Source organism: Streptomyces sp. NPDC048248 (assembly GCF_043201875.1).
In the GTDB taxonomy this organism is placed as follows: Bacteria; Actinomycetota; Actinomycetes; order Streptomycetales; family Streptomycetaceae; genus Streptomyces.
Genome location: NZ_JBICZL010000010.1, coordinates 15,424 through 40,788, shown reverse-complemented (window position 1 = coordinate 40,788; position 25,365 = coordinate 15,424). Strand labels below are relative to the sequence as shown.

Genomic DNA, 25,365 nt, shown 5'->3' with positions numbered 1-25,365 from the left:
CGCGGGGTGGGCCGGGTGGGGCGGTGCGTGCATCGGATCTCAGGCCAGGGGTCCGGCCGTCAGGTCGAGCGTGCGGCGCCGGTCGTACCGTTCCGCCAGCTCGGCGTGGAGCCGGGCCAGGACGGGTGGAGGCAGCGGGCCGGGCCGTAGCCCCAGACCCTTCGCCAACCGGTGCAGGGCCGCGGTGACCCACGCCGGATCGCTCACGAAGCCCGGCTCCGGCGCCTCCTGCGCGGCGCGCCACACCCCCAGACATGCGGCCCCCGCCAGCACTTGTGCATACCGGTCCGCGAGCGCGAACCCGCGGGGTCCTGCGAGTACGGTCCGATCGGGTATCGACAACCTTGCGACGGACGCGGCGAGTTCGCGCAGTTCCTGGACGAAGAGCCCGGTGAGAGCGGCCAGTTCGCCGGTGTCCCGCCCCCCGACCCGTGCCAGTTCGTGGTGCACGGCGGGGAGTACGTCGGTCGGACTGTCCTGGCCACTGGCGTGGAGGCTGAGCCGGGCGAAGTCCAGCCGGGGCAGCGGCAGGTGCAGGCTCAGGGCCGTGCCGAGCGGGTCGTCGGGGCCGACACGGCCCGAGCGCTGCGCCCGCTCCAGGGCGGGCAGCCAGGAGCGCTGCGCCAATCGCGGCAGCTGGGTGACGATCGACGCCTGGCAGACCGCAGCACCCACCTGGCCGGCGACCACGGCCGGGAGGTCGCGTGCCGCTTTCTGGAAGATGGCATAGGGACCGTCCCGCAGCAGGCCCTGCGCACCCAACAGCACCGACAGCCGGTACGAGACGTCCTGAAGGATCTTCGGCACCAGATACATCACCGCGGACGACAGGACCCCGGTCTCCCCGGGCAGCGCGTGCAGCGCGCGGGCCCCGACCGTCGCCAGCGCGTCGCAGGCCAGCAGGTCGGTGAACGCCCCGACGAGGGTGGCACTCGCGAGCGGCGGCACCCCACCAGGCCCCGCGTGGAGCTGCCGCTCCCGCACGAAGCCGGTCACGGTGCGCAGCTGGGTGTCCGCGATGCCGAGGGCCATGCCCGGCAGTACGGTGTGGCTGATCTGCAAGGCCCGCAGAACGGTGTCCATCGCCTCGCCCGGCTCGCCCAGCACGCTGTCGGCGGGCACCGGGCAGTCCCGTAACTCGATGCCGCCGAGCAGCAGTCCACGCAGCCCCGAGGTGCGGAACCTGCGGTCGCGCGCGGCCCGGCCCCGGGGCAGCTTCTCCAGGTCGACCAGCAGATGCGTGTGGCCTCGGCCACCGGGCCGGTCGTCGGCGCGGGTGAAGAGCACGGCGGCCTCGGCCCGCACCATGTTGTCGATCAGCTGCTTGCCGCCGTCGAGGACCAGCCCGCCGTCGCCCGGGAGCGCCCGCAGGCTGGTCCCGGCCAGGTCGTTGCCGTGCGCCAGTTCCGTGAACCCGCCCGCGAGCCGCCCTTCGGCGAGCAGGATGCGGGCCGCTCTGCGCTGCTGGCCCGGTGTCCCGGACGCCCATACGGGCAGGCCCGCGACGAAACTGGACACGCCGTATCCGACGCCGAGCGTTCCGTCTCGCCGGAAGACGCTGCGCATCAGCCCGGCGAGGTCGTCCGCGCGGTCGAAGCGGCCACCGAGCGCGCGGGGCACGAACTCGGCGTTCAGCCCGAAGCAGCACAGCGTGTGCTCGCCCGCGGCGAACGGCACCCCGCCCTCGTCCGCTTCGAGCACCGCGGTGTAGCCGAGCGGGTTGTGCGGGTCGTGGGGGTCACCCAGGAACCGCTCGAGCTCGGCGATTCGCTGCGTGACGGGCGTGTTGCGGGGCCCGGTCATCCGGGTGGCTCCCCGTACGAGCGCGCCCCGCCGCTCGGTGGGCGGGACTCTGCGAGCACACACGGGAACAGGGAGAACAGCCGACAGGTGACCCGCTGCTCCTCCAGTGCGGGCAGCAGCCGGTCGAGGGCGGGGCCGTCCAGGTCATCCGGGTCCGGCTGTCCGCTCAGCTCCCTTTCCAATCGGGCCAGTGCGGCCTCCAGCCAGCCGTCGTCCGCCCAGGGCGGGGCCGCCGCCGGGGCGTCGCCGCCCGGCCGGTTGTGCAGCCACAGCTGGAGACTCGCGGCCGCCGCGTACAGCAGGCTGTACCGTCGGGCCAGACCGAAGGCGTCGTCGGGGATGCCGCGCGGAGCGGGCCGGTGGGCGGCGAGCTCGTCGTGCAGGCCGTCACAGAGCCGCACGAGGCTGTCCGCCCGGTCAGCTATCTCGCCGCGCACCTCTCCCGCTCCGGCGAGCGCCCGGATCCGTTCGGCGGCGCCCGGGAGTGACTGCACGATGCTGCTGCCGGTCCGCGATTGCAGGCTGAGCGGCACGGCGCCGAGCGGCGGCAGCGGCGCATCGAGCCGGGCGGCGGCCGCGACGCCCGCCGGGTCGTGGTGCCCTTCCCGGTAACGCCGGGCGAGCACCGGAAACTGGCGGATCAGCGCCACCAGACCGACGACCGGGCTTCCGCCGAAGAGCCCGACGGCGCGATGGTCCCGCTCGATCTTCTGGAACTGCCCGTCCGCATGGTCACGCGTCAGCAGCGCCCGGCCCCCGAGCAGCTGCCGCAACGCGCCCAGCGACCGGTCGGCCATGGTCGGCACCAGAAACTTCACAGCGGCCGACGCGACGCTCTGTTCCTGCGGAAGGGTGTGCGCGCTGCGGGTGGCGACGAGCCCGACCGTTTCCGCAAGCAGTAGTTCCGCGTACACCTCGGCCAATGCGCGGGCCGCCTGCGGGAGTTCGATGAGTCGGCGCCCGTGGAGCCGATGGCGGTGCGCGAACTCGAGGACGAGCCGCAGCGCCTGGTCAAGAGCCCCGAGCGACATGCCCGCACACAGGGTCCGGGCCAGTTGCCGGCCCTTGAGGACGCACTCCAGCCCTTCCCCCCACGCGCCGATGCGGGCCTCGTCTGGCAGTTCGGCACCGTCGAAGACGATGCCGCTGAGGTCGGCGCCGCGCACACCAACGGTCCGCTGGGCCGGCAGCGTCCGCCAACTCCCCGGTACCAAACGTTCCTTGTCGACACAGAGCAGCGTGAAGGCGCCGGGACCGCCGACGGGTACGGTGCGGGCGAGGACGCACAGGAACGCCGACCTATCGGCGTTGTTGACAAGCCGCATCTCCCCGTCGAGGCGATACCCTCCGCCGGGCAGTTGCCGCACCGTCAGCTCCCCGATGGGCAGATCGCTGCCGGGCTCACCTTCGGTGACCGCCAGCCCCACCACGGCGCCGGCGCGGACCCGTCCGGAGAGCCGCGCGACCTGCTCCGGACGACCCGCCAGCCAGACACCGGCCGCTGCCGGGTAGGTCGTGGCGCAGCCCACGACGACGGTGAGGTCGCGGCGGGCGAGGGCACGGACGATGCCCAACAGCTCGTCCATGCCACGCAGCGCACCCCCGGAGCCGGCCGGTGCGAACCACCGGGACAGCCCCAGGCCGTCCAGCTCGCGGGCCGCCTCGTCAGGGAACTCCTCCGCCCGGTCGCACGCCGCGGAGCGGGCGACGGACAGGGCACGCCGGTGGTCCCGCGGATCTCCAAGACACTGCTCCAGCCATGCGGTCAGGCGATGAACACCGCTCATAACCGGGCGGCCTCCTGCCGCGGAGCAGCTGCCCGGCGAGGCCCCGAAGCCGCCGCGGCGTGGCGGACCACCGGATCGCCCGCACTCGCCTGCCGCGCACGGCAGTGTCCGTCGCGGATTTCCTGCACCGTGCACACGATCTGGATCCCCTTCGCCACGGGTCGTCCGCCCCGGCCCCCTCACGAGCGGGCCTCCTGGCGGCGGACGACCGGCACCCTGCGAACCACCGGAACCCGGCCAGGACCGGCACGCCCCAGCCTGATTCGCCCGGCTATACGAGGGCTATAAACACCCGTCGCCCATGCGCTGACCACCGGCCCCCACGACCCGCGGCGGCGCCTGCCGCCCGAACACGTCCCCGTGCCCCTGTCACCAGGGCGCGGAACGCGGCCCGGCCCCTTCGCCGCGCGCTGCTTCTACCTCTTCAGCCTCGGCGGGTCACTTCCCCAGGAAGACCCCGCAGGCCAACCCTCTACGACAGCCGTGACAGCACCATGGAGGGCAGCACGCTGGACACCACGTCGGACTCCGGCACCCCGGGACGGCCTGCCCCGGCAGTTCGGTCGCACCCGCCGCTTCTCACCCGGTGCCCTGCGAACAGTTCACCGCCTCCCCCCGACGGCCCGGCGGGTGCTCATCGGTCGCACGGGACCGGACATCGATCCGGTGGGTCGGCTGTGGCAGTACGAAGGCGGCGCGGGCCGGCTGCCGGCGGCCCCCGGCGCTCCTGGTGGACACCGGCGCCGAGGGGGTGCCCGCGGCGGAGCGGTTGCGACGGGAGCACCCGCAACGCTCGGTGGGTGTGGTGGCGTACACCGCGGACGCCCCGCCTACGGACAGCGCCGCGCCGTTCTGCCCGTCGGGCGAGAGCCAGGGGTCGACCACCGGGCGGCCGCCGGTACCAGGATCACCGACGGCAGCGCCAAGGGCGGGCCCGCTCCCCGGGCCTGCCTGCGACGAAGGTGTACGTCGACGGCGGCTCGGTCACCCTCGGCTGACCGCCTGGCGATCCGACCGCCTCACCACCTACACCTCACACCTGACCAGCTCACCGCCTTACGGGCGAGCGGCAGCGTCGAGACTTCCCCGGCTGCTCCTCCCCGACGCGGCCGCCCCTACAGCGCCGTCGCCGCCTCCATCCCACAGGCCCACCCTCGCCGGGTCAGGGAGCGCGGCGCGGTCGCTTCCAGCAGGTCAGAACCTCGTTCGTCGTGGTGACGGTCGCGACCAGGGCGAGGGTGTTGCGGATCATCGCGGGTGTGTAGTCGGCAGGCACTCCCGCGATGGCGTCCGAGGGCACGACGGCCGTATAGCCGAGGTTGACCGCGTCGAACACGGCGTTCGGGATCGCGACGTTCGCCGACACCCCGGTGACGACGAGTGTGCGACAGCCGAAGTTCCGCAGCAGGGCGTCCACATCGGTGCCCGCCAGGGGCGAGAGCCCGTGCAGCCTGCGCACCACCAGGTCGTCCTCCGAGACCGGTATCGGATCGGCGATCCGTACGGCGCTGGAGCCGACGATCTGCTGAACGGACAGCCGCTCGGCCGCTTTGAACAGGCGGGCGTTGCGGTTGGCCCCCCGACCGTCGGGACGGCGTTCGGCGACCGCGTGCAACACCTGGACGCCGGCTTCGTGGGCGGCCGCGACCAGCCGGGCGATGTGCGCCAGGGCTCCCGACTTCCGCGCCGCGTCGGCGAGTTCCGGCAGCGCACTGTCCACGCCGACCACGCCGCGCTGGCACTCGACGGTGAGCAGTACCGTCGAGGCCGGATCCAATTGCTCGATGAGCCGTGCGTCCGATGCCATCGCCACCCCTCCTGCGACCTGCCTGGGTCTGCCTACGTCTGCATCTGCCTGCCCGGGCCCGCCCATGCTGCGGGAGTCGGCCCGTCCTGCGGGGTCCGCCCCCTACATGCCCGAATGCCCTGGCCCGCGCGTCGGTGTCCTGGTTGCTTCTCGACGCGCCGCGCCCATCCCCTCCGCTGACCTGGTCGAGGTGCGCGAGGCTATCCGCCATTGCGCCTGTCAGGAAGAGCCCTCATGCTTTCTGACAGGTAGTCAGATCACAGTTCGGAGGACGGCGTCGTCGCGGGCCGCGTGCTGCCCGCCCACGGCCCGCACAGCGGAGGGCGAGGACGGATGACCGATACACAGCGTCGGGGGCGACGGATCATGATGACGCGGAGCGAGCGCGACGCGTTCCTCGCCGGCGAGCGGACCTGTCGGGTCGCGACGGTGAGCGGGGACGGCGCGCCACACGTCGGGGCCCTGTGGTTCGTCTGGGACGGCGACGCGCTGTGGCTGTACTCGATCACCCGAAGCAAGCGGTGGGCGCAGTTGCGCAAGGACGCACGGCTCGCGGTGGTCGTCGACGACGGGCACGAGTACGGGGAATTGCGGGGAGTCGAACTCGCCGGCCGCGCGGTGTTCGTCGGCGAGGCACCGCGTACGGGCGAGTCATGCCCCGAACTGGACGCGCCGGAGCGGCTGTTCGCGGCGAAGTACTTCGCAATGGACGAGATGCCGCACGACGGCCGGCACGCGTGGGTGCGCCTGACGCCGGAGACCGTCACTTCCTGGGACTTCCGCAAGATACCGGGGTGAGCGCGGAGGACGTCCGAAGGCGGCGGGGCGCGGAGCTGGTCCGGGGACTGCGCGGCGGCAGGGCGGGACGACGGGCCCTGAGGAGATCGGTATGGGCTACGCGGTGTCGGTGCGGTCGTCGATACCTCACCGAGGGGGACTGGGCAGGGCCGGACTGCGCCGTGCGAAGCCCGGCGGCGACCGGGAGCTGGGCGGGGCTGGGCAGGTGGGAGCGGCAGTGGTCTGAGGCGCTGCCCTCGCCCGCACTCCACCCGCGCGTAACAGGAATCTTGGTCGGCGGGGAGGCCCGTTCAGGGCGGAGCGCACCACTGATGAGAGGCACTCGGGACCGGCCGGGACCTGCCCGGCACCCGGGCGGGCACCTGGGCGAGTCGCCTTCCGCGACACCCGGCCGACGCGTCCCGCACCCCGCCCGACGCCTGGAAGTGATCGCGATGTCAGTGGTCTCTGCGAGAGTGGTGGGGTCAGCCCGTTCTCGGCCGCCACGGGTGCGGGAGCGGGGCAGCTCCGGCCTCGACGGGCCGGGTGCCGACGAGAACGAAGGAGATCCGGTGAACGTGCTCTTCCCCGCGCTGCGCGACGCTTCGACCGCGCCCGCGCTGCGCTTCGGCGACCGCGCGCTCAGCTACCGCCAGCTCGCCGCGGTGGCCGGCCCGCTCGCCGAGCGGATCGGCGCAGAGACACGCGTGGCGATCTGGGCGACGGCCACGCTGGAGACCTCGGTGGGCGTGATCTCCGCGCTGCTCGCCGGAGTGCCCGCGGTGCCGGTGAACCCGAAGATCGGGGAGAGCGAGCTCGCCCACATCGTGGCGGACAGCGCGCCCTCACTCGTTCTGGCCCAGTCCGGCGTCGACCTGCCGGACGCGCTCGCCGCCCTCCCGCGCCTCGACGTCGAGGTCATCGCACCTCCCGAGGACGCCGTTCCGGCACCTTTCCCGTACGAACCGGGTGACGAGTCCCCGGCCCTGATCGTCTACACCTCCGGCACGACCGGACCGCCCAAGGGCGTGGTGCTCCCACGCCGCGCCATCGCCCACACGCTGGACGCGCTGGAGGACGCCTGGCAGTGGACCGCCGACGACGTCCTCGTGCACGCCCTGCCGCTCTTCCACGTCCACGGCCTGATTCTCGGCATCCTCGGCCCGCTGCGCCGCGGCGGCAGCGTCCACCACCTGGGACGCTTCAGCACCGAAGCCGTCGCGCGGGGACTCTCCGCGGACGGCACCATGCTGTTCGGCGTACCGACGATGTACCACCGGCTGGCCGTCGAGGCGGGAGAGGACCCGGTGCTCGCCAAGGCGCTCACCCGCGCCCGGCTGCTGGTCTCCGGTTCCGCCGCACTGCCGCTGACCGACCACGAACGGATCGCCGCCGCGTCCGGCCGCAGAGTCATCGAGCGGTACGGCATGACGGAGACGCTGATGAACACCAGCGTCCGGGCGGACAGCCCTGATGCCGCGGGGACGGTCGGCGTGCCCCTGCCGGGCGTGTACGTACGCCTCGTCGACGATGCCGGTAAGGCGATCGCGGACAGCGACGGCGAGACGGTCGGTGAGATCCAGGTCCGCGGCCCCAACCTCTTCGTCGAATACCTCAACCGGCCCGACGCCACCGCCGCCGCCTTCGACGGTGGCTGGTTCCGCACCGGCGACATGGCGATCCGCGACGCCACGGGCAATTACCGCATCGTCGGCCGCAAGGCCACCGACCTGATCAAGAGCGGCGGCTACAAGATCGGCGCGGGTGAGATCGAGAACGCCCTGCTCGCGCATCCTGGAGTCGCCGAGGCCGCCGTCACCGCCGAGCCGGACGAGGACCTCGGCGAGCGGATCGTCGCCTGGATCGTGGCCGAGAGCCGCACGGACGCCGAGCCGCCGTCCGCTCAGGAACTCTCCGACCATGTGGCCCGCCAACTCGCCCCGCACAAGCGGCCCCGAACCGTCCACTTCCTGGAATCCCTGCCACGCAACGACATGGGCAAGATCCTGAAGCGGGAACTCCATGCCTAGCGGCGGGCTCCTCGGGGGCGGGAGCGACAGCGAGCCCACCGACGACGCCCCGGAAAAAAACCGGGAACCGGGGCCCGGGGACCTGCCGGCCGACGGCCCGACCGGGGGCGTGGGAGCAGAGCCCGAGCGCGACACCCTCGCCACTCCCCCGCCCGTGGTCCCCCCCGCTGCCCGGCCCGCCGCCCGGCTCACGGCCCGTCAGGCCATGGAGCTGGTCGCCGACTCCTACGTCGAGCCTGCCTCACCCGACGACACCGGAACGCCCGGCCCAGCGGCGACAGATCAATGGGCCGATGCAGAGGCGGAGTTGGCGGGTGAGCCGGACGGAGAACGATCCGAGCGCCCGGACGGAGCGGGTGCGCCGGTCAGCAGCCCCTCGGGCCGTCCGGACGGCCCGCTCGGCTGGCACGGCTACGACGCCGCCCGGGAACGCGCCCGCGCCCGAACCGGTGAGGACGAGTCGGTGGTGACCGCCCTCGCCACGATAGGCGGCAGGCAAGCAGTCCTCATCTCCTTCGAGTTCGGATTCCTGGGCGGCTCCCTCGGCGAACGCACCGGCGACCGCCTGGTGGCCGCCTACACCCAGGCCCGCGAACGCCGCCTGCCGGTCGTGTCGTTGGTCGCCACGGGCGGCAGCCGGATGCAGGAAGGCATGCGCGCCCTGGCGCAACTTCAGCGCGTGGCCGGCCAGTCGGCACTCAACCGCGCGGCGGGACTGCCGCAGATCGCCGTGCTGCGGGACCCGACCACCGGCGGCGGATGGGCCACGCTCGGCGCTGGAGCCGACGTGACCCTCGCCCTGCCGGGAGCGCAGATCGGCTTCGCGGGCTCCCGGGTCCGTCCCAAGGGCGCCGACCCGCACGCCTACTCCGCCGAAGGGCAGCTGGCGGCAGGCCACATCGACGCCGTCGTCCCGCCGGACCGCCTCCGCGAGACCCTGGCGCACTGGCTCCAACTCCTGGGCGGTGCAGGGAGGTCGGACTCCGCGGTGGAGCCCGACGCCGAAGCGGAGCCGGAAGCGGCGCCACCCCCGCACCCCCTCGGCGCGGCCACTCTCCCGGAGACCGGCTGGGATGCGGTGGTCCGCTCCCGCGACGCGCAACGGCCGCACGCCGAGGCATATCTACGGTCCTACTTCGACGACTGGGAAGAGATCAGCGGTGACCGCTGCGGTGGCGTCGACACGGGCATGCGCTGCGGGTTCGGCCGGCGCGACGGCCGCACGATCGCCTTCGCGGCCCAGTGCGGCACGGCCACCCGCCCCGCCGGATTCCGCACCGCAGCGCGCTTGATCCGTCTCGCGGACCGGCTCGGCATCCCCGTCCTCACCCTCGTGGACACTCCCGGGGCGGCCAACGACCCGGAAGCCGAACGCGCCGGCGCCGGCGCGGCCATCGCGGACACCTTCGCCGCACTCGCCTCGGTCCGTGTCCCCGTCACCTCCCTGCTGATCGGTGAGGGTGGTTCGGGCGGCGCTCTCGCCCTCGCCGCTCCTGACCGGCTCTGGGCGACACCCGACAGCTACTTCTCGGTGATCGCCCCGGAACTGGCCGCAGCCATCCTCAAGCGCGACACACAGCAGGTGCACGACACCGCCGACCAACTCCGCATCCGTCCGCAGGACTTGCTGGAGCTGGGTGTCATCCGCGGCATCGTCACACCGCCTTGACCAGCTCGGGGCATAAGTCCCTACGGGGTGCCGCGCACCCGGAGCAGTGGGGCGGGGCACCAGGCCCGGGCCGTCCGCCCATCAGGCCGCGACGCCCCAGACCGCGAGCTCCGGGCCGGTCCGGGCCGGGCCGCCTGGTCCGGGTCGGCTCGGGTCACCGGCCCGAGCCCATGCAAAAGTGCCGGCACACCGGGACCTCAGCAGCCCGGAACCTGCTTGCCCGCCGCCCGGAGCGCTCCCACGGCCGCACGGATCGACGGCCTGCGATCGGCGTCCGCACGCCAGATCGCGTAGACGTGGCGCCGCATGGTGTGACGTACCGGAACCACACTCACCCCCTCGGGCACCGGGCCGCGGCCGAGGCGCGGCGCCACCGCCACCCCCAGGCCGGCAGCGATCAGGGCGAGTTGAGTGTGATGCTCCTCGGCCATATGCGCGATACGCGGCTCGATGCCCTTGCCGCGCAAGGTGAACATCAACCACTCATGGCAGAACTCCCCCTGCGGCCAGGAGATCCACTCGTCGTCCGCGAACTCCTCCAGCTCCACGGACCGGCGCTCGGCCAGCCGGTGATCCGACGGCATCGCCACATCGGCCGGATCATCGAGGAGCGGAGCCTTCGCCAGCCCCTCGGGCAGCGACAACGGCCGGTTGTACCAGTCCAGGACGACGCCGAGGTCGAAGTCGCCCCGCACCACGCCGCGTACGGAATCGTCCGGCTCCATCTCCGTCAGCCGTGCGCGCAGTTGCGGATGGGCGGCGCGCAGCTCGGCGAGCGCCGCGGGGAAGAGTCCGCGGGCCGCGGTGGGAAACGCGCCGATACGCAGTTCGCCCACGGCCTGACCACGGTGCGCCTCCAGCTCGGCCTGGGCCAGCTCGACCTGGGAGAGGATGCGTGCGGCGTGTTCGGCGAGCAATCGTCCCGCATCGGTGAGCCGCACTCCTCGCCCGTTCTTCGCCAGCAGCGGCTGCCCGGTCTCCCGCTCCAGCTTGGCGATCTGCTGCGAGACCGCGGATGTCGTGACATGCAGCCCGTCGGCCGCCGCGCTCACCGAACCATGGCGGGCCACCGCGCTCAGCGTCCGTAGGCGATCAAGGTTCAACATATAAGCAATGCTAAGCGATACCGGCCACAAATACTCGCTTGTGCTACGCAGTGGTGCGCAGCATCGTAGAGGCCATGAGCATCGCCACCCGCGCAGCCGCCGACTCCGGCAACGCAGAGCCTCCGGCCGCACCCGCCGCCCCTCACCCCTCCTCTGCCTCGTCGATCGCAGCCACAACGACCTCCGGCGACGCCGGCGACGGCTCCGCCCGCCGTCGCGCGTACGGCTGGCCGCTCCGCTTCGCCGTTCTCAGCCTGATCTGGGGCTTCAGCTTCCTCTTCATCAAGGTCGGCACCAACGGCTTCGCCCCGCTGCAGGTCACCCTGGGCCGCGTCGGATTCGGCGCGGCCGTGCTGCTGGCGATGCTCGCACTCAAGCGTCAGCGGCTACCGCGCTCCGCACGGACCTGGGGCCATCTGACGGTCGCCGCGTTCTTCCTCAACGCCCTCCCGTTCTCGCTCTTCGCGTATGCGGAGCTGACGATCCCCTCCACCCTCGCCGGCATCTGCAACGCCGCCTCTCCCCTGTGGGGCATGCTGCTCTCGGTCGTCGCGCTTTCCGAGGACCGCCCCACCAGGCGCCGGGTCGCCGGACTGGGCATCGGCTTCCTGGGTGTTCTCACCGTCCTGGGAGCCTGGCAGGGCTTCGCGGGCACGGACCTGGCGGGCACCGCGATGGCTCTGGGCGCATCGCTCAGCTACGCCGTCGGCTGGATCTACGTCCGCCGCACCCTGGCGGGTGTGCAGGACTCCCACCTGTCGATGTCGAGTGCGCAACTGCTGCTGGCGACCCTCCAACTGGCAGTGGTGACGCCGCTGTTCACCTCCCTTCCGGTCTCCTACCCGGTCATCCCCCTCCTCGCCGTCGTCGCCCTCGGCACGCTGGGTACCGGCTTCGCATTCCTCCTGCAATACGGCCTGGTCGCGGAAATCGGTCCGACCACGGCCCAGATGGTGACCTACTTCGTCCCTGTCATCGCCACCACCGCCGGTGTGGCACTCCTGGACGAACAGCTGAGCTGGAACACACCCGTCGGTGCCGTCATCGTCCTCGCCGGCGCCGCTCTCACCCAGAGCAAGCCCCGCCGCACCAACTCTTGAGCGCAGCGTCCCCGGCCCCGGGCGACCCGGAGCCGGCGGACCACGTGGGCCGACCGGGCAGCTCCGGACCTCCGTCCGGCCGGCTCAGGGGGACATCGCGGCGCATGCCGAGGGTGGCAGGTCTCCCTCTGCCGCCTGTGTCTGCAAACAGGGCCCGCGGCCTTGGTGACTGCCGCGCCTTCCGGCCGCGGCCGACGAACCGGCGCGGCCGAAGCGAACCGAGCCGTCGCGGCCGGCACCCGGCCCGCCCGGGCAAACGCCCGGCGAGCGACCGCCTCGACCACTCACTCATACCGTCGCGCCTCCCCCCTCCCCGTCGCCGCGGCGACGGCCTCCGCCACCGGTGCGATGTCGTCGTCCGCCAGGCCGGAAACGGTGATCCGGACACCCGGCGGTGACTGCATGCGGAAGCGGGCGCCGGGAGCCACGGCCCAGCCGGAGTGGAGGAGCCGGGCCACGGCACCGGTTTCGTCCGGGACCGGCACCCAGACGTTCATACCGCTGCGCCCCCGGGCCGACACCCCTCGCTCCGCCAACTCCCGTATCAGGGCTTCCCGGCGCCGGCCGTACGCCCGCGACACCGCCTTCGGGTCGACCGCCGACGTCCGCCACAGGTGGGCCACGGTGTCCTGGAGGAGGTGGCTGACCCAGCCAGGACCCAGGCGCTGCCTTCCGCGCACCCGGTCGACGGTGACCGCGTCGCCGGTCAGGACCGCCAGCCGTAGGTCCGGGCCGTACGCCTTGGCCGTTGAGCGCACCAGCACCCAATGAGTCGTGACACCGGAGAGCGGATGCAGGGGAAGGTCGACGATGCCGTGGCCGTGGTCGTCCTCGATGAGCAGGACGTCCGGCCGCTCGGCGAGGAGCGCGCGGAGCGCGGTGGCACGCTCGCCGCTGATGGCCGCGCCCGTGGGGTTCTGCGCCCGGTCGGTGATGACGACCGCCCTCGCGCCCTCCTGGATGACGCGTGCCAACTGCTCGGTCAGCGGCCCCTCGTCGTCGACACCGACCGGTGCGGGGCGCAGTCCGAGGGCCGGAATGAGGTCCAGCAGGCTGCCCCACCCGGGATCCTCCACGGCCACGACATCGCCGGGCCGTAGATGGGCGGACAGCACCCTCTCCATGGCGTCGAGCGAGCCGCTCGTGACGGCGACCGGGCCTCCTGCCACGCCGTCGGCGTCGAACGCCGAGCGGGCCAGCGCGGCGAGGTCGTCGTCGACGGCAGGGGTGCCGTACAGCACGGGTTGTCTCGCGCTGCGCGCCGCCGCCTCGGCGAGCGCCCGCTCCAGGGGAGGCAGCAGGGCCCGGTCGGGATTGCCGTCCGAGGCATCGCGCACCCCGGGCGGGACCTCCACCCGCAGCGCCTCGCGCGGCGTGCTGGCCGGCCGGGATCGCACCCGGCTGCCACGCCGGCCCGAGGTCTCGATCACACCCCGGTCACGCAGCGTGCGGTACGCGGCCGCGACCGTATTCGGATTGACCTCCAGAAAGACGGCCAACTCCCTGAGCGGGGGCAGGACTTCGCCCGGTTGGAGCTCGCCCGCACCGACGGCTCGCTCGACACTGGCGGCAATCTCCGATGCGCGCCGCCCTTCGATCCGATACTCTCCTAGCACAAACAACATTATGCACTAGTGCAATGGAGATCGCAATGTCATCCGCCGCGTCGTACGCCCGAACCGAGCGCACGATCCCCACCCGCGCCCGCGAGCGCGCCTCCTACGACCATGAGACGGTGCACGCGATCCTCGACGAGGGATACGTCTGCCACCTCGGCTTCGTGCGCGACGGCGTACCGGTCGTCCTGCCCACCCTCTACGGCCGTATCGGCGACCGTCTCTACCTCCACGGCTCGACGGGTTCGCGTCCCCTGCGTATGGCGGGTGGACAGACGGACCCCGGCCTGGACGTCTGCGTCACCGTCACCCACGTGGACGGCCTGGTCCTGGCCAAGTCGGCCTTCCACCACTCCATCAACTACCGCTCCGTCGTAGTCCACGGCACCGCACACCAGGTGACGGACGCGGAAGAGAAGACGGCCGCGCTGGACGCACTGGTCGACCAGGTCCTGCTGGGGCGCGCCGCTGACTCCCGCCCGGCCAACGCCAAGGAGCTGGCCGCCACCGCCGTGATCAGCCTCGACCTGCAGGAGGTCTCCGCCAAGATCCGCAGCGGCGGCCCCAACGACGAGCCGGAGGACCTCGCACTGCCGTACTGGAGCGGCGTCCTCCCGGTGGCCCCGGCCTACGGCGCCCCGATACCGGCCGACGACCTGGCGCCCGGCACCGCCCAGCCGGCATACCTCTCCGCCCGCTGAGGACCGCGATGCTGATCCACCCCTGGGACGCGCCCACCGACGACACCGAGTGGCAGCGCTTCCTCGCCACGCACGACTTCGGGCAGCTGGCCGCCAACGGGCTGCCGGGTGAGCCGCCGATGCTCCAGCCGCTGCACTTCGCCTACGACCGGGAGCACCGCGAGGCCGTGACGCACCTGGCGCGCCCCCACCCCATCTGGGGCGCGTTGGAGGACCGGCCGACCGTCCTGCTGAGTGTCGTGGACGACTACGCGTTCATCCCAGGCCCCTGGCAGACGGCCGAGGATCAACCTCCCGAGCACGGCGTCCCCACCAGCTTCTACGCCGCGGTCCAGCTCACCTGCACCGCCCATGTCGTGGACGACCCGGAGGCCAAGGCCGCGCTGCTGCAACGGCAGGTGGGGCACTTCCAGCCGGCCGGCGGCTCCGCCCCGGTCGTCGCGGGAGAGGCACCCTACGGACGGCTGCTGTCCGGGATCCGCGGACTGCGTCTGGAAGTGCGGGAGGTCCGCGCCAAGTTCAAGTACGGAGGAAAGCGCAGCGAGGAGATCCAGCAACGCATCTCGGCACGCCTCTCCGAACGCAACGGACCCGGCGACGCGGCGGCCCGCGTTCACCAGCAACGCCGTCTGAACGCCCGGGCCACCCCGGCGCCCGGCCGTGAGAGGCCGAGCGATGGGCGGTGAGCAGCCGAGAAATGAAGAGTGAGCGGTGGGTCTGCCTCGTACGGTCATCCCCGGGGCGAGGCAGTCATCCCCAGGCGTAGCAGGCGCCTCCGGGCCCCGTCCGGACTACGCGACGCCCGAAGGCCGTACGGTCAGCAGGGGCAGCGGAGGCAGCCCGGTCATCCACGCACTCGCTCCCTACGAAGCGGGCGTTTCGGCCGACACATCGTCCCGGGGGCGTGCCGGGGGCGCGGCCTCTCCGACGGCAGCGGGGTGCGGCGTGGCCTCCGGCGCGGCCTCGTCCGTGGGGCGCGGCCCGCCGCGCTCCACGATGTGCGGCTCGACGGGGGCCTTGGGGGTGGCCGATTGCGCGATGAAAGCGCCGACCAGCACCACCACGCCGCCCAGGACCTGCGGGGCGGAGAGATGCTCGCCGAGCAGCACCCACGCCAGGATCGTCGCGATCACCGCCTCCAGGCATGCCACCACCCCGGCCACCTGCGGTGAGAGTCGACGAATCGACACCACGCCGGTGAGATAGGCGGCCACCGTCGCGATCAGGACGATCCAGGCGAGCAGCAGAGCCGCCGGCACCTGGGTACCGTCCATGCCCGCGCTGCCGCCGAGCACCGTCCACCGCATCCCCCAGGGCCGGGCGATCACGGTGAGCACGGCGGCACCGATGAGCAGTCCGTAGGCGATCACGCCGAGCGGATCCACCGCGTCCTCGCCGTCGCCCCCGTGGTCGGACAGCACGAAGTAGCCGACCTGGCAGCAGGCCGCTCCCAGCGCGAGGGCGAGCCCGAGGAGATCGAAGCTCAGCCCCGACCACACCTCGACGACACAGGCCAGTCCGCCGACGGCCAGGACGACGCCGACAGCAGCGGCGCGGGTCACCGGCCGTTTCTGGACGAAGCGCACCCACCCCAGGACAAGGGCGGGGGCGAGATATTCGATGAGCAGCGCGACCCCGACAGGGATGCGGGAGAGCGAGGCGAAGTAGCAGGCCTGGACACCGGCGACGGCGAGCAACCCGTAACCGGCGAGCAGGGCGGGCCGGCGCCGCGGCAGGTCGCGGTGGCGCCAGGCGACGGGGAGCATCACCAGCGCGGCACCGACGACGCGCAGCCAGGTGACGTGCAGCGGTTCGAGTCCGGCTTCGATCAGCGGTTTGGCGGCGACGCCGGAACCGCCGAAGGCGACCGCGGAGAGCAGTGCGATGCCCAGTCCCGCGCGGCGGCCCCCAGGGGCACCGGTGCCCCGCGGCCCGGAGGCGGTGTGTGGCTGCTGGGCCCCCCGGGGCCCTGTGGTTCCCTGGCCCGGGGCGGTCGAATGACCTTGCGGGCTCGCCGATGACGCGTGCATCGGGTCATCATGACAGCCGCCGTCAGCAGCGTCATCCCCGATACCCCTGTCGGTTGCCGGGCTCGACCGGGCCTGCCACGGCATAGCGTCGCAGGCCAGGGCCCGCAGGCTTCAAAGCCGTCACCGCTGGACAGCGACAACCGTCGGTTCCATGGAACCGACGGTCAGGCGGCCCCAAGGACCTATCGGACCGGCGGACCGGCGGCGGATCGCTCATGACCGGCCAGGCCGGCGGGCTAGCGGGCCGGTCGAACCGGAGCACGTCAGTCCAGACGGGCGCGCTCGCCGTCCAGGCGGGCGGCGAGCATGGCGGTGTCGACGGAAGCCCGGCGCAGGACTTCGACGGCCCGGGACTCGGGATCGTCCACCAGGGCGGCGAGCAGGTCGAGGCAGTCGGCACCGGAGGCGTACCGGGCACGGGCGCGATCGAGCGCGCCGTCCATGGCGGCTGCCGCGGCCGGTGACCACCCGGGGACGACTCCCTCGGCGACCAAGGGGACCGCGCCGGAGTCCTCGACGGTGCCGTGCCACTGGAGTCCGTAGCCGATGCTGCGTTGGACCAGGTAGCCGAGCAGCCGGGCGACCTGCGGTCCGCTGCCGAAAGAGGCACGTACCGCGGGGTCCGACTCCAGCAGGCCGTGGAGCAGGTGCGCGGTGTCGACCTGGCGGTCGCCGTCGCGGGTGGCTCGCCTGCGAGCAGCGGAGACCACCGACGCCAGCTCGACTGTGAGCTGAGCTTCGAGCTCCCCGTGGGCGGGGCCGTCGCCGCCGCTGTACGCAGTACCGTTTTGCACGGTTCCACCCCACCAGGCGCCCGGGTCCCACAGCATCCCCGGCGGGAATCATTTGCGCGTCCCACGCTGGTTGGGCACGGCCGCGCCCGCCTCATCCTTACGGAGGAGACACGGCGAAGGTGTGGGGGCGGGACAAAGAGGTGCGGGACGAAGCGCGCATCGGTTCCGGAGTCGCCACCGTGGTGCTCAGAGGATCCGGAGCAGTGGCGTAGGCGCGCGCACGTCCGCGTCGCGCGCCCGCGCGGGCAACCGGCCGCCTCTCGCGGTACGTCCTTCCCTAAGGGACGCCTGTGGAACCACTCACAGGAACCACCCTCGCACCACCCCACCCACCCAGCCCGTCACATCCGCCCCGTCCGTCCCGGCACCGCCTCGGCGAAGGATTTCGATGGCCACCCGACCACTGCTGTTCCTCGACATCGACGGCGTGCTCAACCCGGTCCTGCCGACCCCCGGTTACACCGCGCACGACCTGCTCGACCACACCGTGCTGCTCTCCGTCCACCACGCCGACTGGCTGCGCGAGCTCTCCGAGACGTATGAACTCGTGTGGGCCACGACCTGGGAGCAGCACGCCAACACCCATATCGCGCCGCTGCTGGAGCTGCCTGAACTGCCGGTCGTCGCGTTCACCGACTACCGCAACAGGCCCGACGACCCACAATTCGAGGGGGTGGAGAGCCTGCTGGGACGCAAGTGGGCGCCGTTGCTGCGGTATGCGGACGGTCGGCCGTTCGCCTGGGTGGACGACGTGATGCCCGACAGCTTGGTGCGGAGCAGCCGCCGGCGGCCGGACCGGCTGCTGTTGCCCGTCGATCCGGCGCGGGGCCTGCGCCGTCACCATGTGGACCGATTGCTCTCCGATCCGCCGCGGCCGCCCCGACGCTTCAAACTGACGCTACGTCAGAATTGACGCTCGTCGGTATTGAACCTTCGCCCCCGCGCGGATACGTTCCCCCGCACAGCCGGGGACAGTCACCGAAGGGGTGGTCGCATGGCCGAAGTCACCGCTCAGGCCCGCATCGAGGCACCGGCCGAGCAGGTCTGGGACCGGCTCACCGACTTCGACGCGTACGGACAGTGGAACGCCACCCACACCGGCTTCCCCAAAGGCGGCCCGGAAACGCTGGCGGTGGGCGCCGGGTACGAGGAGAACATGAAGCTCATGGGCTTCCCGGCCGAGGTGAACTGGACCGTGCGGGAAGTGGAACCGGGTCGGCTGCTTGCCCTCCAGGGCAAGGGGCCCATGGGCGTCACCCTGGGGATGCGCTACTCGCTCACCCCCGAGGCAGGGGCGACGACAGTCACGATCGACGGATCCTTCACCGGGGCCGCCGTGTCTTTGATGGGCGGCAAACTGAAGGACTCGGCCGGCGCCGCACTGAACGAGTCACTGCGCAACCTCGCCGGCCTGGTCACCTGAGCCGCCGTTCGCGTACGGCGCGGGTGGAGGCGATTCACGCCAGGACGAGCGCCGACCCAGGGACAGCACCCTGCCAGGACAAGGCGCAGCACCCCCTGATAGCGCAGGGCCGCACCAGGCCAACGGCGCCTCGCAGACACGAATGGGGCCACGACCGGTGATTCCGGCCGTGGCCCCATTCGCAGGCAACCCTCCCCAGAGCCGCCCCGCCTCGGATCTCCGCCCGAGCCGATCGGTCAGTCCTCTTCGGCGAGGATCAGATACAGCTCCTTGCGTGCCTTGTTGACCACCGCCATGGCCTTCTCCCGCTGCTCCGGGCTGCCGGTGGCCCAGACCTGGCGGAACGCCTCGACCAGGCCGCCGCCCGCCTTGCGGATCTCGTTCATGGCCTCCCAGTCGACGCCGCGCCCGGCGTCCTCCCAGGGCGCGTCCGAGCCGTTGTCGGCCTCGGTGCGTCCGGCTTCGGTCAGCGAGAAGAGCTTCTTGCCGCCGTCGCTGGCGTTGGTGATCAGCCCCTCGTCCTCCAGCAGCTGCAAGGTCGGATAGACCGAGCCCGGGCTCGGCTTCCACGCCCCGCCGCTGCGCTCGGCGATCTCCTGAATCATTTCGTAGCCGTGCATCGGACGGTCCTTGAGCAGCGCCAGGATCGAGGCGCGTACATCGCCGCGCCGTGCCCGGCCCCGAGGGCCGCCGCGCCCCCGGCCGCCGCCGAACGGAGGCCCGCCGAAGGGCGGTCCGAACCCGCCGAAGGCCGCGCGCCGCCGCTCGAAGCCGCCCGGGAAGTCACCTCGGCCGCCGTGACGTCCGGGGCCGCAGTGCTCGTGCCGGTGCTCGTGTCCGTGGTCGTTTCCTTGTGAACGCATGATGTCGTTCCTTCTTTCATTGATCGGTCGCGATGCTTCAACGATATATCGGAACTGTTCGTCGAGCAATCCCTATCGCGTGACCGACCACGCCCACTTCGGGTCCAATCACCGGAGATTGGCCTTGGCCTGCGGCTTTGTGGCCCCTCTACGCTCGCGGCCATGAGGATTCGCATCGTTGACGCCTTCAGTGAGCGTCCGTTCGCCGGCAACCCCGCGGGGGTCGTGCTTCTCGACTCCGGCACCTTCCCCGATGACGCCTGGCTCCAGCAGGTCGCCGCCGAGGTCAACCTCGCAGAAACCGCCTTCGCGCACCCGCTGCCCGAAGGCGGCGACGCCGACTGGGCGCTGCGCTGGCTCACCCCGGCCACGGAGGTCGACATGTGCGGGCACGCGACCCTGGCCACCGCACACGTCCTGCACTCCACCGGCACGGCAACCGGCACGGTCCGCTTCCGCACCCGCTCCGGCGTGCTGACCACGACGGTCGGCGACGGCGGAGCGATCACGATGGACTTCCCCACCGCGCCCCTGACGCCGGTCGAGGTCCCGGCCGTCGTCAAGGACGCCCTGGGTGCGGAGATCCGCTCCGCACACGACACCGGCCCCCAGGTCGGCGATCTGCTGGTCGAACTGGCCGACGAGAAGTCCGTACGGGCCCTCTCACCGGACCTCAGGGCACTGGCCGGACACGGCGGCCGAGGCGTCATCGCCACCGCGCCTGCCGAGGACCCCGACGCCGGCTACGACTTCGTCTCGCGCTGCTTCTTCCCCGCCGTGGGCATCGACGAGGACCCCGTGACGGGCAGCGCGCACACCGCGCTCGCCCCCTTCTGGTCCGCGCGACTCGGGCGTGACAGCCTGGTCGGCCTCCAGGGAGCGGCCCGCACCGGCTTCGTACGCACCACGCTCCGCGGCGAGCGCACCGAGCTGACCGGCACGGCCGTCACCGTCATCGACGGCGAATTGCTTGCTGCCCCCTGAATCCGGGCGGTTCACGCTGCTCATGGATCCGGCCACCGGCCGACGGGCGGTCCACGCTTCGTCGGCCGGGCAAGACCAGGAGCCGTCCGGACGCTCCACCCTCCGGACGTCAGGGGCGGGGCGCACGAGCGCGCCGCCCCCTTCCGCTCACGGGGTCGGCAGCCACCCCACCTTGCCGGCGAGCAGCGCGTACCCGACGAACGCGACGATGTCGATCAGGGCATGTGCGGCGACCAGCGGGCCCACCCGCCCCCACCGCCGGTAGAGCAGGACGAAGAGGACGCCCATCACCAGGTTGCCGAAGAATCCGCCGATGCCCTGGTAGAGGTGGTACGAGCCGCGCAGCACCGAGCTGGCCGCCAGCGCAGCCATCGGTCCCCAGCCCAACTGCCCCAGCCTGCGCAGCAGATACCCGACGACGATGACCTCCTCCACGACGGCGTTCTGCACCGCGGACGCGATCAGCACCGGGACCTTCCACCACACGTCGGGCAGCGCCTCCGGGACCACCGTCAGATTGAATCCGGCCGCCCGCGCACCCAGGTAGAGCAGCAGGCCGCTGCCCCCGATGACGGCCGCCACCCCGGTGCCGCGGCTCAGGTCGAAGCCGGGCCGGCTCCGGTCGAAGCCGATCGCGCGCAGCCCGCCGGCGCGTTCGCGCAGCAGCAGATGCGCGACCAGCGCCACGGGCACGAGCGCCGTCGCGATACCGAACAGCTGCCAGGCGAGATCCAGCCAGGGCCGGCCCGGCGCATGCGACCCGTTGAGCGTGGCCGCCTGGTCCTTGAGCCCGCCCGGCTTGGTCACCGAGCCGAGGAAACTGATGAGCGCCGACGCCGCGCTCGCGCCGAGCGAGAGCGCCAGGACGAGCAGCGTCTCGCTGCGCAGAACGCGCCGGGCGGGCCCCTCGGCCGTCCCCGTGCCAACGCTCGTACCGGGTCCCTGACCTGGCACGTCCGCATCGGCCACGGGACTTGTATCCGACTGCACGGCTTCCTCCACTTCCGCAATTCCGCCTCTTCGCCACCACCGCCCCGCTAGGGTCTCGAAAGCAGGTACGAAGATCGCGCGCGACAGGCCGGGGACGGGCGCCATCCACGTGGCGCATTCCCTCTCACCATCGAATCCGCTCGAGCTCCGAGAGTCAGGAGAGGCGCTACCGCAATGGGACGTCACAGCTTGCCCGACGGCTTGGAACCCGAGACCACGGGGGCCCGTACGAATTCCCGCCGTCGCACCGTCGTCATATCCACCGCACTGGTCCTCGCCGTTGCCGCCGGCTCCGTCGTGGCACTGCGCAGCGGTCTGCTGCCCATAGGCGGGCCGTGCGGCGGCGACTCGGTGCCGTTGAACGTGGTCGCATCTCCCGATATCGCGCCGGCCGTCGAGGCCATGGCCGGCAAGGCCCGCAAGGATGCCATCCGCACCGACGGCCAATGCCTTGACGTCAAGGTCACCGCGCGAGTCGCCCATGAGGTCGCCGACTCACTCGGGCAGCGGCCGGCCAGGTCGGAATTCCAGGTGTGGATCCCTGATTCGAGCCTGTGGGTGGACCAGGTCGGCGCGGAGCGGGGCACGCCGCTGACCGCCGCGGGCACGATCGCCTCGTCGCCGATCGGCCTGGGCGCCGTCCCCGAAGCGGCCAAGGAGCTGGGCCTTTCGGAGCGGGACTTCTCCTGGTCCGAGCTGAGCCGCGCCGCCACCTCCGGCGACGAGCTGCGGCTGGGCATGGCCGACCCCGCCCACAGCGCCACCGGGCTGCTCGCTCTGGCCCGCATCAACGCATCCAACGCCAAGAAGGCCAAGGACGACGACGAGGCCGACATCCGCACCGCCTCAGCGGCGAAGCTGCTCTACCAGCGGGCGGCGGACAGCGACAGACAGGCGCTGGCCACGCTGCCGCACGACAGCTCCGGAGCGACGGGCAATTCCCGCCGCAACGAAGCGCTACTGCTGTCCGAGCAGGCCGCGCACGCCCACAACACGGGCAAGGACAACGGCCCCGACCTGGAACTCTTCTCTCCCCGGGACGGCGGCGCGCAACTCGACTACCCCTACACCCTGGTCGACGACGACCAGCTGACCGCCGCGCAGACACGCGCCGCCAACCGCTTCATGACCCTGCTGGGCGGTGTCGACGGGCAACGAGCGCTGCGCGAGCGGGGGTTCAGAGCCGGCAACGGCGAGCCGAACGACAAGATCACGCGCGCGGCCGGCGGACGCGTCCCCCAGCCGTACGCCGCCGGCCTCGACGCCCCGCCCGCGCCCAAGGAACTCCAGGCGCTGCTGGGCAAGTGGACGAGCACGGTCCAGAGCGCGCGGATCGCCACGGTCGTGGACGCCTCGCCATCGATGGCCGGCCAGGTCCCCGGCCTGGGCCGGTCACGGATGGAGCTCGCCAAGGGTTCCCTGCTCAAGGCGGTGGAATCGTTCACGCCCGACGACGAGGTCGGACTGTGGAAATTCTCCACCCTCCTCGACGGCACCAAGGACTACGTCGAGCTGTCCCCCACGACCCGGCTCGGCGAGCGCGGTGAGGGTGGCGAAACCCACCGGGACGAGCTGACGGCCGCGTTGAATTCGCTTGCGCCGGTGCCTGCGGGCGCCAACGGGCTGTACGACACCACCCTCGCCGCCTACGAACAGGCCACCAAACGCTATGTGAACGGCAAGCTCAACACCGTGGTCATCATCACCGACGGCACCGACGACGACCTCGGCAGCATCGGACTCGACCAGCTCGTCGACAAGCTGAAGAAAGCCGCCGATCCGGCGCGGCCGGTACCGCTGATCGCCCTCGCGATCGGCCCGGAGACCGATCAGGCCGCCCTGGACCGCATGGTGGCCCCGACCGGCGGCTCCGCGCACCGCGTCAGCGACCCCTCACAGATCCACGAAGTGATGCTCAAGGCCATCACGAAGGCAGGCAGCGCCGGGCTGCGTTAGCCACCGACCGGTGGGCCCGTCCGCGATGGCGCCGCCGCCCCGGACGGCCCACCGGCCGGGGCGGCCCCGGTTACCGACCGCCTCGCCGGGACCCGCCGGCCGACCCGGGCTCATCCGACGCGGACTCCTCCGGTGCGGCGGACTTCCCGATGTCCCAGGCGACCGGCCACGTGTGGACCGGATCCCCGGCCTCCATCAACTCCCGGTAGCGACGGGTCATCGCGGCGAGGGCTGCGTGCCGCTCCAGGCCCTGGTGAGACGCGTGGTGGTAGGCCGCGGCCTGCCAGGACGCCCCGTTGACACGGCGTGCGCAGCGCTCCTCGATGATGCCCAGGTAGAGATCACGGTCGGCCGGCTCCACGCCCCAGGCGTCCAGCCCGGCTGCGGCCAGCGGCAGCAGTTCCTCGCGTACGAGGCGTACCGCCGGGATCTCGGTGACGCCCCCCGCGCGCCCGGACCTGGGCCAGCTGAGCGTGGCGTCGATGCCATAGCGGCAGGCGGTGTCGAAGTTGTCGGCCGCGTCGGCGAAGGGCAGTCGTGACCACACCGGGCGTGGCTGCTCGGCCAGCGCCCTGACCAGGCCGTAGTAGAAGGCCGCGTTGGCGATGACATCGGCGACCGTCGGACCGGCCGGCAGCACCCGGTTCTCCACCCGCAGATGCGCGACACCGTCGGCGACATCGTAGACAGGCCGGTTCCAGCGGTAGATCGTGCCGTTGTGCAGCACCAGCTCCGCGAGTTCGGGGACACCGCCCTTGTCGAGGACCCGCAGCGGCTCTTCCTCCTCACAGATCGGCAGCAGCGGCGGAAAGTACCGCACGTTCTCCTCGAAGAGGTCGTACGCGGAGGTGACCCAGCGCTCGCCGAACCACGTGCGCGGGCGCACGCCCTGTGCCTGGAGTTCCGGTGCCCGGGTGTCGGTCGACTGCTGGAAGACCGGCGGACGGGACTCCCGCCACAGCTCCCGCCCGAAGAGGAACGGCGAGTTGGCGCCCACCGCGATCTGCACGGCCGCGATGGCCTGCGCCGCGTTCCACACCGCGGCGAAGCGGTTCGGGGTCACCTGGAGGTGCAGCTGCACGGAGGTGCAGGCGGCCTCCGGCGCGATCGAGGGCGATCGGGAGAGCAGGTGCTCGACGCCCTGGATGTCGATCGTGAAGTCCTCGCCTCGGGCCGCCCGCATCTCGTCGTTGAGCAGCACGTAGCGATCGCTCTCGGAGATGCTCGCAGCCGTGAGGTCATCGGAACTCAGCGTCGGCAGTATCCCGATCATCACAATCCTGGCGGCCACCTCACGGGCTTTTCTGTCCGCGTAGGACAGGCCCGTACGGAGTTCCTCGGCGAGCTGGTCAAGGACCCTGCCGTGCAACCGGTGCGGTGTGATGTTGACTTCGAGATTGCACTGCGCGAGTTCGGTCTGGAAATCGTGACTGGCGATGCGTTCCAGAACTTGGGAGTTCAGCATGCGCGGCAGACCGTCGGCACCGGCGAGACTGAGTTCGATCTCCAGCCCCATGAGATTCTTGGGCCGGTCGAACCTCTTCTCCGCCAGGAGTCTCTCCAATCCCTCCAGACACTCGTGAAGCTTTCTTCGATAACGCTCCCGGTCCGCCAGGTCGATCCCGTCCGCGGCGACCTTCTCGCCCATCGAAGGGTCCCTCCTCGAGTGAGCGGCCCGCGGACACGGGCCGCGTGGAGCCGTCCCCGGCACCACCGGGGTACACGCTACGGTCGATGATGCCCCAGCGATCTGATCGATAACGCGTACGGGGCGTGCCGGTAACGATAGGCTCGTAGGGACGGCATGGCTGGCACATTCCGTAGGCATATCTCGGTGGCGATCGCCGTCCGCATTTCTCTCGTGAGAAACACCGACGAGTTCTCGCCTACCGCGCCGGCGAGGTAATACGAGGTGGCGCCCCAAAGCCC

The 25,365-nt window shown here is 71.9% G+C and carries 20 protein-coding genes; 10 read left to right on the top strand and 10 right to left on the bottom strand.

The window, feature by feature from the left end:
• Nucleotides 1-39 precede the first annotated feature (39 nt).
• The 3 genes from ACGFZW_RS22410 to ACGFZW_RS22400 all read right to left on the bottom strand — a co-directional run bounded on the left by ACGFZW_RS22410 (nt 40) and on the right by ACGFZW_RS22400 (nt 5,397).
• Nucleotides 40-1,803, bottom strand: a complete 1,764-nt coding sequence (locus ACGFZW_RS22410) for an acyl-CoA dehydrogenase (RefSeq protein WP_393894948.1) — start codon at nt 1,801-1,803, stop codon at nt 40-42.
• Nucleotides 1,800-3,590 (bottom strand): acyl-CoA dehydrogenase family protein, encoded by a 1,791-nt coding sequence (locus tag ACGFZW_RS22405; RefSeq protein WP_393894947.1) that lies wholly within the window; start codon nt 3,588-3,590, stop codon nt 1,800-1,802. The genes ACGFZW_RS22410 and ACGFZW_RS22405 overlap by 4 nt, the downstream gene beginning before the upstream one ends.
• A gap of 1,162 nt (nt 3,591-4,752) precedes the next feature.
• The gene (locus ACGFZW_RS22400) at nt 4,753-5,397 is read right to left on the bottom strand and encodes a cysteine hydrolase (RefSeq protein ID WP_393894946.1); all 645 of its coding nucleotides are present in this window, start codon (nt 5,395-5,397) and stop codon (nt 4,753-4,755) included.
• A gap of 333 nt (nt 5,398-5,730) precedes the next feature.
• On the opposite strand from ACGFZW_RS22400, the gene ACGFZW_RS22395 reads away from it, so the two are divergent.
• The 3 genes from ACGFZW_RS22395 to ACGFZW_RS22385 all read left to right on the top strand — a co-directional run bounded on the left by ACGFZW_RS22395 (nt 5,731) and on the right by ACGFZW_RS22385 (nt 9,873).
• A complete protein-coding gene (locus tag ACGFZW_RS22395; RefSeq protein ID WP_393894945.1) occupies nt 5,731-6,195 on the top strand; it encodes a pyridoxamine 5'-phosphate oxidase family protein in 465 nt (154 codons plus the stop codon).
• A 551-nt stretch (nt 6,196-6,746) separates the two neighbouring features.
• Nucleotides 6,747-8,204: an acyl-CoA synthetase gene (locus tag ACGFZW_RS22390; RefSeq protein ID WP_393894944.1), complete on the top strand. Its 1,458-nt coding sequence runs from the start codon at nt 6,747-6,749 to the stop codon at nt 8,202-8,204.
• A gap of 205 nt (nt 8,205-8,409) precedes the next feature.
• Nucleotides 8,410-9,873: a carboxyl transferase domain-containing protein gene (locus ACGFZW_RS22385; RefSeq protein ID WP_393895271.1), complete on the top strand. Its 1,464-nt coding sequence runs from the start codon at nt 8,410-8,412 to the stop codon at nt 9,871-9,873.
• Nucleotides 9,874-10,070: 197 nt separating this feature from the next.
• Here ACGFZW_RS22385 and ACGFZW_RS22380 read toward each other — a convergent pair whose 3' ends face one another.
• Nucleotides 10,071-10,979, bottom strand: a complete 909-nt coding sequence (locus tag ACGFZW_RS22380) for a LysR family transcriptional regulator (protein ID WP_393894943.1) — start codon at nt 10,977-10,979, stop codon at nt 10,071-10,073.
• Between the two features lie 74 nt (nt 10,980-11,053).
• On the opposite strand from ACGFZW_RS22380, the gene ACGFZW_RS22375 reads away from it, so the two are divergent.
• Entirely contained in the window at nt 11,054-12,079 is a 1,026-nt protein-coding gene (locus tag ACGFZW_RS22375) for a DMT family transporter (protein WP_393894942.1), read from the top strand.
• Nucleotides 12,080-12,363: 284 nt separating this feature from the next.
• On the opposite strand, the gene ACGFZW_RS22370 is transcribed toward ACGFZW_RS22375, so the two are convergent.
• Nucleotides 12,364-13,695, bottom strand: coding sequence for an aminotransferase class I/II-fold pyridoxal phosphate-dependent enzyme (locus tag ACGFZW_RS22370; RefSeq protein WP_393894941.1), 1,332 nt, complete (start codon nt 13,693-13,695; stop codon nt 12,364-12,366).
• A gap of 35 nt (nt 13,696-13,730) precedes the next feature.
• Between ACGFZW_RS22370 and ACGFZW_RS22365 the strand changes: the two genes are divergently transcribed.
• A complete protein-coding gene (locus ACGFZW_RS22365) occupies nt 13,731-14,396 on the top strand; it encodes a pyridoxamine 5'-phosphate oxidase family protein (RefSeq protein ID WP_393894940.1) in 666 nt (221 codons plus the stop codon).
• Between the two features lie 8 nt (nt 14,397-14,404).
• Nucleotides 14,405-15,082 (top strand): FMN-binding negative transcriptional regulator, encoded by a 678-nt coding sequence (locus tag ACGFZW_RS22360; RefSeq protein WP_393894939.1) that lies wholly within the window; start codon nt 14,405-14,407, stop codon nt 15,080-15,082.
• 177 nt (nt 15,083-15,259) lie between these two features.
• On the opposite strand, the gene ACGFZW_RS22355 is transcribed toward ACGFZW_RS22360, so the two are convergent.
• Both ACGFZW_RS22355 and ACGFZW_RS22350 read right to left on the bottom strand, forming a co-directional pair.
• Complete coding sequence (locus ACGFZW_RS22355; protein WP_393894938.1) at nt 15,260-16,426, bottom strand: DMT family transporter; 1,167 nt, start codon at nt 16,424-16,426, stop codon at nt 15,260-15,262.
• Nucleotides 16,427-16,689: 263 nt separating this feature from the next.
• Nucleotides 16,690-17,220 (bottom strand): Clp protease N-terminal domain-containing protein, encoded by a 531-nt coding sequence (locus tag ACGFZW_RS22350; RefSeq protein WP_393894937.1) that lies wholly within the window; start codon nt 17,218-17,220, stop codon nt 16,690-16,692.
• A gap of 388 nt (nt 17,221-17,608) precedes the next feature.
• On the opposite strand from ACGFZW_RS22350, the gene ACGFZW_RS22345 reads away from it, so the two are divergent.
• Entirely contained in the window at nt 17,609-18,133 is a 525-nt protein-coding gene (locus ACGFZW_RS22345; RefSeq protein WP_393894936.1) for an HAD domain-containing protein, read from the top strand.
• 81 nt (nt 18,134-18,214) lie between these two features.
• Nucleotides 18,215-18,643 carry an SRPBCC family protein gene (locus ACGFZW_RS22340; protein WP_393894935.1) on the top strand — a complete coding sequence of 143 codons (429 nt, stop codon included), beginning with the start codon at nt 18,215-18,217 and terminating at the stop codon, nt 18,641-18,643.
• 236 nt (nt 18,644-18,879) lie between these two features.
• On the opposite strand, the gene ACGFZW_RS22335 is transcribed toward ACGFZW_RS22340, so the two are convergent.
• On the bottom strand, nt 18,880-19,506 hold the full coding sequence (locus tag ACGFZW_RS22335) for a PadR family transcriptional regulator (RefSeq protein WP_393894934.1): 627 nt from the start codon (nt 19,504-19,506) through the stop codon (nt 18,880-18,882).
• A 162-nt stretch (nt 19,507-19,668) separates the two neighbouring features.
• On the opposite strand from ACGFZW_RS22335, the gene ACGFZW_RS22330 reads away from it, so the two are divergent.
• Complete coding sequence (locus tag ACGFZW_RS22330) at nt 19,669-20,490, top strand: PhzF family phenazine biosynthesis protein (RefSeq protein WP_393894933.1); 822 nt, start codon at nt 19,669-19,671, stop codon at nt 20,488-20,490.
• Nucleotides 20,491-20,637: 147 nt separating this feature from the next.
• Here the strand turns inward: ACGFZW_RS22330 and ACGFZW_RS22325 are convergent, their stop codons facing one another.
• Nucleotides 20,638-21,459, bottom strand: coding sequence for a CPBP family intramembrane glutamic endopeptidase (locus ACGFZW_RS22325; RefSeq protein ID WP_393894932.1), 822 nt, complete (start codon nt 21,457-21,459; stop codon nt 20,638-20,640).
• Between the two features lie 195 nt (nt 21,460-21,654).
• Here ACGFZW_RS22325 and ACGFZW_RS22320 point away from each other — a divergent pair, with 195 nt between their 5' ends.
• Nucleotides 21,655-23,436, top strand: a complete 1,782-nt coding sequence (locus tag ACGFZW_RS22320; protein ID WP_393894931.1) for a substrate-binding domain-containing protein — start codon at nt 21,655-21,657, stop codon at nt 23,434-23,436.
• A gap of 70 nt (nt 23,437-23,506) precedes the next feature.
• Here ACGFZW_RS22320 and ACGFZW_RS22315 read toward each other — a convergent pair whose 3' ends face one another.
• Nucleotides 23,507-25,084, bottom strand: a complete 1,578-nt coding sequence (locus ACGFZW_RS22315; RefSeq protein WP_393894930.1) for a glutamate-cysteine ligase family protein — start codon at nt 25,082-25,084, stop codon at nt 23,507-23,509.
• Nucleotides 25,085-25,365 lie beyond the last annotated feature (281 nt).